Consider the following 8,749-nt stretch of genomic DNA (forward strand, 5'->3'; position numbering starts at 1 on the left):
TCAGCCCAGCATCCCGACGAGGTACGTCGACGCGACGTGCTCCTGCGCCACCCGGACGGCCTTGAAGTACTCCTTCAGCTCCGCGCGCACCCACGGGTCGAGCGCGACCGGGTCGACGTGGTTGGACAGCGACTCCCCCGCCGCGAACAGCTCGGCGTGCCGCTGCAGCCGGAGCCCCAGGGCCAGGGTGTAGCCCGCCCGCAGCGTCGCCGACAGGTCGCGCGACATCGCGCCGGTCTCGGCCGCCGCCTCCAGCCGCTCGTCGGTGCCGACCTCCGGGCCGCCCCGGGCCACGGCCGTCAGCCGCGCCAGGTCGGCGACGGGCAGCAGCGCGCCCCTCTTCAGGTCCAGCTGCCCGCGGTGCTCGCCCCGGTGCTCGACCGCGAGGCGCCCCAGGAAGCCCAGCGGCGGCCGGTGCGTCGTGGCCACCCGCGCCAGGCGCCCCCGGAACATCGCGTCCCGGACGGTCCTGGCCAGGGTGGGGCCGAGCAGGTCCGCGGCCGTCACCGAGCCCGTCACGACCCGGGCGTCGAAGACGATCGCGCTCTCCAGCAGGTGGTGCTCGCTGGGTTGGCGCACCAGCCCGTCGAGCCGAGCGCGCCAGCCCGCCAGGTCGTGGCGCCACAGCGGCTCGGAGGCCATCACGCCGCCGCGGCAGCGCGGGTAGCCGACCTGCTCCAGGGCGTCGGTGACCCAGGCCGCCACCGCCGCCCAGGCCGTCTCGACCTCGGGACCACCTCCGTCGGGCAGCACGAGCCCGGTGTCCTGGTCGGTCAGCACGGTCTGCTCACGCCGGGCCTGGCTGCCGAAGCACAGCCACGCGAAGTCCCCCTCCGGCCGCCCGAGCTCGGCGAACGCCAGGTCCAGCAGCCGACGCTGCACCCGGTCGGTCACCGTCGCCACGACCCGACCGACCTCCCGCGGCCCGGCTCCGTCGCCCAGCATCCGCGCCACCGAGGCCGGCAGCTCGGTCATCGCGGCCGCCACCTCCGGGACCGTCGCGGACCGGTCGACCGCCGAGCGCACCGCCAGCGGGCTGCGCGCCTCCAGCGTGTGCAGGTCCGTCGACGTCACCATCCCCACGACCCGGCCGCCCTCGACCACCGGCAGGTGGTGCACCCCGGCGGCCAGCATCTCCAGCTGCGCCTCGGCACAGGTCACGTCGGCACCCACCACGAGCGCGGGGTACGACGCCACCTCGGCCACCACGGTGTCGGCCGGTCGTCCCTCTGCGACCAGCCGGGAGCGCAGGTCGCGGTCGGTGAGGACCCCCGGGCCGTCCCGCCCGAGCACCAGCACCGAGGAGACCCGCCGCTCGCGCATCAGCCCCGCGGCCTCGCGACAGGTCACCGACGGCTCGACCATCAGCACAGGGCTGCTCATCACGGCACGGACCGGGGTCGCGTGCAGCCGGGTGCCCGTGCCCTGGACCGGCGGCCGCCACGCCGGGTCGCGCGCCCCAGACCAGGCCAGGGACCGGGCCCTGTCGCCGAGCCACGCCACCAGCGCGCTGGTCACCGGCTCGACCCGGGAGTCGGGCCCGACGGCGGCGTACTCCCCCGCGTCGACGACGTCGGTCACGGCGCCGCCCGCGTCCAAGACCCGCAGCTCGCCGCGCATCACCACCAGCGCGGGACGCACCGGGGGCTCCCCGGTCGCGAGGTAGCCCACCTCGACGTCCCGGGCGACCTCGTGGAGCCGTGCGCGGTCCACCCCGGCGAAGGCGCGGCAGGCCGCGAGCAGGTCCACGAGGTCGGCGAGCACCTCGGGCGGCATCCGGTCACGTCGCGGCACGGCTCCATCCTGCGACGGGCGGACGCTCCCGGCCAGGGGCCGTAGGTCCCGGACGATGGAGCGGGGTCAGCGCACCCGCTGCACCCGTCCCTCGTCCCAGACCGGCCCGTCGGACTCGTAGACCTCGCCGTCGGCGCCGTAGACCAGGAACCGGTCGAAGCCGCGCGCGAACCACCGATCGTGGGTCACCGCGAGCACCGTGCCCTCGAAGGCCGCCAGGCCCTCCTCCAGCGCCTCGGCGGACTGCACGTCGAGGTTGTCGGTGGGCTCGTCGAGCAGCAGCAGCGTCGCGCCGGACAGCTCCAGCAGCAGGATCTGGAAGCGCGCCTGCTGACCACCGGACAGCGACTCGAAGGTCTGCTCCCCCGACGCCGCGAGCTCGTAGCGGTCCAGCACGCGGGCAGCCTGCTCCCGCCCCATGCCTTGGCGCCCGTCCGGGTGCCCGTCGCCGCGGTGCAGGATCTCCAGAAGCGTCCGGCCGATCAGCTCGGGGTGGTCGTGGGTCTGCACGAACCAGCCGGGGCGCACCCGCGCGCCCAGCTTGGCCAGGCCGGTGTGCTCGACGGGCTTGATCGGGTTCTCACCGACCGGTCGGTTGCCGACGTCGGGGTCGCTGCCACCGGCGGCCAGCAGCCGCAGGAAGTGCGACTTGCCCGACCCGTTGGAGCCGAGCACCGCGACGCGCTCGCCGTACCAGACCTCGAGGTCGAAGGGCCGCATCAGCCCGGTGAGCTCGAGCTGCTCGCAGACCACCGCCCGCTTGCCGGTGCGGCCGCCCTTGAGGCGCATCGTCACCTGCTGCTCGCGCGGCTGCGCGGTCGGCGGCCCGGCCTCCTCGAACTTCCGCAGCCGGGTCTGCGCCGCCTTGTACGCCGCAGCCATCCCGTCGTTGAACTCCGCCTTCACCTTCAGCCGCAGCACCAGCGCCTTGAGCTTGGCGTGCTCCTCGTCCCAGCGCCGCCGCAGCTCCTCGAAGCGGGCGAAGCGGTCCTTCCTGGCCTGGTGGTACGACGCGAAGCCACCGGGATGGGTCCACACCGTGTTCCCGGCGAACCCGAGCTCCACGGTCACGACACGGGTCGCGGTGTTGTCGAGCAGCTCGCGGTCGTGACTGATCATCAGCACGGTCTTGTCGCTGGCCCGCAGCCGCTGCTCGAGCCAGATCTTGCCGGGGACGTCGAGGTAGTTGTCGGGCTCGTCGAGCAGCAGCACCTCGTCGGGTCCGCTGAGCAGCGACTCCAGCACCAGCCGCTTCTGCTCGCCGCCGGACAGGGTCGAGAGCGCGCGGTACTTCGCCCGCTCGTAGGGCACCCCCAGCGACGCGCTGGTCACGACGTCCCAGGTGACCTCGAGGTCGTAGCCGCCGGCGTCGGCGTACTCGGCCAGCGCCTCGGCGTACCGCATCTGGGTGGCCTCGTCGTCGCTCTCCATCAGCGCCAGCTCGAGCCGGTCCACCTCGTCGGCGGCGGCGCGCACCCGCGGCGGCGCGACGCTGCGCAGCAGGTCGGCGACGGTCGGGTCCTCGCCGAGCCCGGCCTTCACGTCCTGGCGCATGACGCCGAGACCGCCGCTGCGGGTCACGACGCCCGCGTGCGGCACGAGGTCGCCGGTCACGATGCGCAGCAGGGTGGTCTTGCCGGCACCGTTGGCGCCGACCAGCGCGACCTTGGCGCCCTCGCCGACGCGGAACGACACCTCGTCGAGCAGCACCCTCCCGTCGGGCAGCTCGTACCTCACCCCGGCGACGTCCACGTGTCCCACGTCCGAGGATTCTCCGCGATGACCCCGTCCCGGGTCACCTCGATATCGCCACCCGGGGTGGCGCGGGGCTTGGTGACCTGCGCCATAGTGAGCCCATGCAGCTCGCCCTGTCGCCCGAGGACCAGGCCTTCCGCGAGGAGATGCGGACCTTCTTCACCACCGTGGTGCCGGAGGAGATCCGCACCAAGGTGCTGGAGGGTCGGGAGCTCTCCAAGGAGGAGATCGCCGGGAGCATGAAGCTCCTCGACGACCACGACCTCGCCGTGCCGCACTGGCCCGAGGAGTGGGGCGGACGCGGGTGGAGCGACCTGCAGCGCCACCTCTACCTGGAGGAGATGCAGGCGGCCGGCTGCCCGGTCCCGCTGGCGTTCAACGCCTCCATGATCGGGCCGGTGCTCGCGCAGTTCGCCAGCCAGGAGATGAAGGAGCGCTTCCTCCCGAAGACGAAGAGCTGCGAGATCTGGTGGTCCCAGGGCTTCTCCGAGCCCGACGCCGGCTCCGACCTGGCCAGCCTGCGCACCAGCGCGGTCAAGGACGGCGACGACTGGGTCGTCAACGGCCAGAAGACCTGGACGACGCTGGGCCAGCACGGCGACTGGATCTTCACCCTCGTGCGCACCGACCCCGAGGTGAAGAAGCAGGCCGGCATCTCGATGCTGCTCATCGACATGACGAGCCCCGGCCTCACCGTCCGCCCGATCGAGCTGATCGACGGCGGCCACGAGGTCAACGAGGTGTGGTTCGAGGACGTCCGGGTCCCGGGCGAGAACCTCGTCGGCGAGCCCGGCCAGGGCTGGACGATGGCCAAGTTCCTCCTCGGCAACGAGCGCGTCGGCGTGGCCCCGGTGGGGGCCACCAAGGCCGCCCTGGCCCGCGCCAAGCGCCTCGCGCCGGAGCGCCTCGAGGAACCGCTCGTGGCCGCCCGGGTCGCCGAGCTGGAGAACGAGCTGCTCGCCCTCGAGCTCACCGCCCTGCGCGTGGTCGCCCACTCCGCCGACGGCGAGCCGCACCCGGCCTCGAGCGTGCTCAAGCTCAAGGGCACCGAGCTGCAGCAGGCCGTGACCGAGCTGCTCGTCGACCTCGCTGGTCCGGCCAGCCTGGCCAGCGGCACCGACGAGGGCGCCCTGCCCGACTGGGTGCACCGCACGGTGCCGACCTACCTCAACTACCGCAAGGCCTCGATCTACGGCGGCTCCAACGAGGTGCAGCGCCAGATCATCGCCCGCACGATCCTCGGACTCTGAGAGGCAGACCGGACATGGACTTCACCTACGACGACGAGCAGGACGCCCTGCGCGACGCGGTCCGCGGGCTGCTCGGCAAGGCCTACTCCGACTTCGAGCAGCGACGCCAGACCTGCAAGGCTGACCCCGGCTTCAGCGAGCAGGTCTGGTCGCAGATGGCCGAGATGGGCCTGCTGGGCCTGCCGTTCTCCGAGGAGGACGGCGGGGTCGGTGCCGGTCCGGTCGAGATCGCCATCGTGTGCCAGGAGATCGGCCGCGTCATCGCCCCCGAGCCCTACCTCCACGCGGTGGTCCTCGCCGGCGGCCTGGTCCAGGCCTGCGGCACCCCCGACCAGCGTCAGGACGTGCTCGGCGCGCTCGCCTCGGGCGAGCGGCTGCTCGCCTTCGCCCACGACGAGCCGGGCTCACGCTGGGCGCCCACCGCGAGCGCGGTGACCGCCGCGCAGGACGGCGCTGATCCCGACAGTGGTGGCTGGACCCTCACCGGCACCAAGGAGCCGGTCGTCCAGGGCGCCCGCGCCGACCAGCTCGTGGTCAGCGCCGCGCTGCCCGACGGCGGCACCGGGTTGTTCCTCGTCGACGCCGAGGCCGCCGAGCGCACCGGCTACCCGACGTACGACGGTGGGCGCGCCGCCCAGGTGACCTTCGACGGCACCCCGGCGACCCCGCTCGGCGAGCCGGGCCGCGACCTGGCCGGCAGCATCGCGACGGTGCTGGACATCGCCCGGATCATGGCCGCCAACACCGCGGTCGGTGCCATGGAGACCGCGTTGCGCACGACCTGCGGCTACCTCACCAGCCGCAAGCAGTTCGGCGTCACGCTCAACACCTTCCAGGCGCTGACCTTCCGTGCGGCCGACATGTACGTCTCCCTGGAGCTGGCCACCAGCGTCGTGTCGTGGGCGACCATGGTGCTGCAGACCGGCGACCCCGCCCGGGTCCGCGACGCCGCTGCCCGCGCCGGGCTGCAGGCCAGCCGCGCCGGTCGCCACGTCGGCCAGGAGGCCATCCAGCTGCACGGCGGCATCGGCATGACCGCGGAGTACTCCGTCGGCTCCTACACCGCTGTCCTCACCGCCCTCGACCACCTGCTCGGCGACGGCGACCACCACCTCGCCGACCTCGCCGCGACCGTCGCCGGCCACGGAGCCATCGACCCGCTCGCGGTCGGCTGAGACCGGGCGAGGAGCACCCTGCGATGACCGACCTGCACCCCGAGCTCGACCCCGCCACCGGTGCGCTGCTGCAGTTCCTGGCCGCGGCCGGCACACCCCCGATGTCGCAGCAGACTCCCGAGCAGGCCCGTGCCGGGTTCCGCACGCTCGCCGTGGACCTGCGCGACGACTCGCTGCTGCCCCCGATGGCCGAGGTCACCGACACCGAGGTGCCGGGCGCGGCCGGGCCCCGCCCCGCTCGGGTCTACCGGCCGCACGCCGAGGGCCCGCTGCCGACCGTGCTGTTCCTGCACGGCGGTGGCTTCGTGATCGGCGACCTCGACACCCACGACCTGGCCTGCCGCACCATCGCCGATCACAGTCGCGCGGTGGTGGTCTCCCTCGACTACCGCCTCGCGCCGGAGCACCCGTTCCCGGCGGCGGTCGAGGACACCCTGGTCGCCGCCGACTGGATGGTCGAGCACACCGCCGAGCTCGGCGGCGACCACCGCACCGCCGTGGCCGGCGACTCCGCCGGCGGCAACCTCGCCGCCGTCACCGCCCAGCACCTGCGCGACCAGGGGTACGACCTCACCGCCCAGCTGCTGATCTACCCCGTCACCGAGATGGGTGCCGACACCGCCTCCTTCCGCGACAACGCCGAGGGCTACTTCCTCGACGCCGAGACGATGCTCTGGTTCGGCGCCCAGTACGCCGGTCCCGCCGGCGTGGACCCGAGCGACCCGCGTCTGTCCCCGCGCCTCGGCGACCTGGCCGGGCTCGCTCCCGCGGTGGTGGTCACGGCCCAGTTCGACCCGCTGCGCGACGACGGCGACGGCTACGCGAGAGCCCTCGCGGACGCCGGCGTCCGGGTCGAGCACCGGCGGTTCGCGGGCCTGATCCACGGCTTCGTCGACATGGGGCGCCATTCCCCAGCGGCCGACGCGGCGGTCCTGGAGACCTGCCGGCTCTTCGGGGAGCTCCTCCACCGCTGACCCGCAGGCGGACGGACCAGCCACGCGGGAACGGGCGCCCCGGCCGGGAGTGAGCGGGTGTGAGATAGGCACACCCGGTCCCCGGGCCGTGACCGCACGGGTAAGGCCTCGTTGCGCCTGACGTGACCCTCCGAGCCACGTTGCTGACCTCCGGCCTCGTGGGTGGCCTCGCCTCCGCCGCCCTGGCCGTCCCCCGGCGGTGACCGCCGCCGGGGCCGACGAGCGAGCGGGCCTCGCCCCGCAGCAGACCGTCGGCGGCCTCCCCGAGATCCACCGCCACCTCGGCGAGCCCGGCGAGGTGATCGCCCGCAGCGCCACGATGCGCAGCGCCGACGCGGCCCGCGACGCCCGCGGGTTCGGCACCGGGTGGTCCGACGGGCCGCTGCCGATGCCCGCGTCCTACCCGGTCCAGCCCGAGCTGACGACGTGCCCCGACGAGCCCGACGCACGGCGACTCCTACGAGTACGACCTCTTCCTCCCGGGCCGCGGCGTACGACGTCGAGCTGGTGAGCCCGGCCCCGGCGCAGGTCGCCGCGCTGGACGACCCCGCCACCCGTGGCCTCGACGACCTGGTCGGCCGTGACGCTGCGCCTGTCGTCGGGGCGGGTCGAGGTGCAGGTCCTCTTCCGCGGAGACGACCTGCGCGCGCCGAGCCGCAGCGGCACGAAGCGCGTCACCGTGGGCTGAGTCACGGCGTCGACCGGTCGCGGCTGGTTGGATGGCGGGATGCACGACTGGAACGCGCTGCTCACCGCCGCCACCGGCCGCGTCGCCCGGCTCATCGACGAGGTCGACCTGACCGCGTCGGTGCCCGCGTGCCCGGAGTGGTGCGTCGCCGACCTGGTCGAGCACCTGGGCAGCGTCCACCAGTGGGCGCGTCACGCCGTCCTCGAGGGCACCCCGGAGGGCCGGCCCGAGGACGCGCCGGCGGACCTGAGCGAGCTCGCCGCCTGGTACGCCGGGCACGCCGGTGACCTGGTCGAGACCCTCGCCACCACCGACCCCGCCGCGCCGGCATGGACCTTCGGACGCGGTGTCGGCACCGCGGGCTGGTGGGCCCGACGCCAGACCCACGAGGTGTCGATCCACACCTACGACCTGCTCTCGGCCGCCGGTCGTGAGGAGGAGTGGCAGCCCGACCCCGTGCTCGCCTGGGACGGGGTCCGCGAGGTCCAGGACACCTTCTACCTGCGCCAGGTGAAGATGGCTCGCACCGAGCCGCTGGCCGGCACCCTGGTCCTCGAGGCCACCGACGTCCCCGGCGGAGCCGACCCGGTGCGCATCGGCGACGGCGAGCCCCACGTCCACCTGCGCGGCACCGCCCGCGAGCTCCTGCTGCTCCTGTGGCACCGCGCCACCACCGACGACCCCGCCGCCGCCCCGCCCGAGCGTCTGCGGCGCTTCGTGCACGACTTCAGCGCCTGGCACGCGTCGCACAGCCGCGTCGGCCGCATCGTGCAGTACGAGTTCGACGCGCTGCCCCCGGAGCACCGCTCCGAGGTGGCCGCGCTGCGTCGCGCCATCGAGCGCGTCATGCAGCGCGTGCTCGAGGGCGGCGTCACCCACCCGGCGCTTGAAGGGCCGCAACCCGGCCGGGGTCAGGCCCTGCTGTGTCAGGCGATCCCGTCGGGCGATGTCACGCAGCAGTGCTGATGGGTCGTCAGCGTCCGGGCCGGAACGAGGCGGGCAACAGGCCCGTCACCCGGCGGAACATGGCGGCAAAGGCGCTCTGGCTGTCATAGCCGCACATCCACGCGACCCGCTGCACCGGCAGATCGGCCTCCAGCAGCGGTATGGCCG

The 8,749-nt window shown here is 74.1% G+C and carries 9 protein-coding genes; 6 read left to right on the forward strand and 3 right to left on the reverse strand.

The genetic code is table 11. The features are described 5' to 3' along the window. A complete protein-coding gene (locus A6R01_RS14035) occupies positions 1-1,794 on the reverse strand; it encodes a DUF294 nucleotidyltransferase-like domain-containing protein (protein WP_292606964.1) in 1,794 nt (597 codons plus the stop codon). A 66-nt stretch (positions 1,795-1,860) separates the two neighbouring features. Continuing rightward, positions 1,861-3,555, reverse strand: coding sequence for an ATP-binding cassette domain-containing protein (locus tag A6R01_RS14040; RefSeq protein ID WP_292606966.1), 1,695 nt, complete (start codon positions 3,553-3,555; stop codon positions 1,861-1,863). Between the two features lie 95 nt (positions 3,556-3,650). Between A6R01_RS14040 and A6R01_RS14045 the strand changes: the two genes are divergently transcribed. From A6R01_RS14045 to A6R01_RS14070, 6 genes are all read left to right on the forward strand, one after another. Further along, a complete protein-coding gene (locus A6R01_RS14045; RefSeq protein WP_292606968.1) occupies positions 3,651-4,799 on the forward strand; it encodes an acyl-CoA dehydrogenase family protein in 1,149 nt (382 codons plus the stop codon). 14 nt (positions 4,800-4,813) lie between these two features. After that, the gene (locus A6R01_RS14050; protein ID WP_292606970.1) at positions 4,814-5,974 is read left to right on the forward strand and encodes an acyl-CoA dehydrogenase family protein; all 1,161 of its coding nucleotides are present in this window, start codon (positions 4,814-4,816) and stop codon (positions 5,972-5,974) included. A 23-nt stretch (positions 5,975-5,997) separates the two neighbouring features. Beyond that, positions 5,998-6,948 carry an alpha/beta hydrolase gene (locus A6R01_RS14055; RefSeq protein WP_292606972.1) on the forward strand — a complete coding sequence of 317 codons (951 nt, stop codon included), beginning with the start codon at positions 5,998-6,000 and terminating at the stop codon, positions 6,946-6,948. Positions 6,949-7,147: 199 nt separating this feature from the next. Next, the gene (locus tag A6R01_RS14060; protein WP_292606975.1) at positions 7,148-7,459 is read left to right on the forward strand and encodes a hypothetical protein; all 312 of its coding nucleotides are present in this window, start codon (positions 7,148-7,150) and stop codon (positions 7,457-7,459) included. Between the two features lie 45 nt (positions 7,460-7,504). Continuing rightward, complete coding sequence (locus A6R01_RS14065) at positions 7,505-7,636, forward strand: hypothetical protein (protein ID WP_292606979.1); 132 nt, start codon at positions 7,505-7,507, stop codon at positions 7,634-7,636. Between the two features lie 39 nt (positions 7,637-7,675). Next, positions 7,676-8,602 (forward strand): maleylpyruvate isomerase family mycothiol-dependent enzyme, encoded by a 927-nt coding sequence (locus tag A6R01_RS14070; protein WP_292606982.1) that lies wholly within the window; start codon positions 7,676-7,678, stop codon positions 8,600-8,602. A 7-nt stretch (positions 8,603-8,609) separates the two neighbouring features. Here the strand turns inward: A6R01_RS14070 and A6R01_RS18345 are convergent, their stop codons facing one another. Then, on the reverse strand, positions 8,610-8,744 hold the full coding sequence (locus A6R01_RS18345) for a helix-turn-helix domain-containing protein (RefSeq protein WP_366925112.1): 135 nt from the start codon (positions 8,742-8,744) through the stop codon (positions 8,610-8,612). Between the last annotated feature and the right edge of the window lie 5 nt (positions 8,745-8,749).

Source organism: Nocardioides sp. REDSEA-S30_B4 (assembly GCF_001627265.1).
Lineage (GTDB): Bacteria > Actinomycetota > Actinomycetes > Propionibacteriales > Nocardioidaceae > Nocardioides.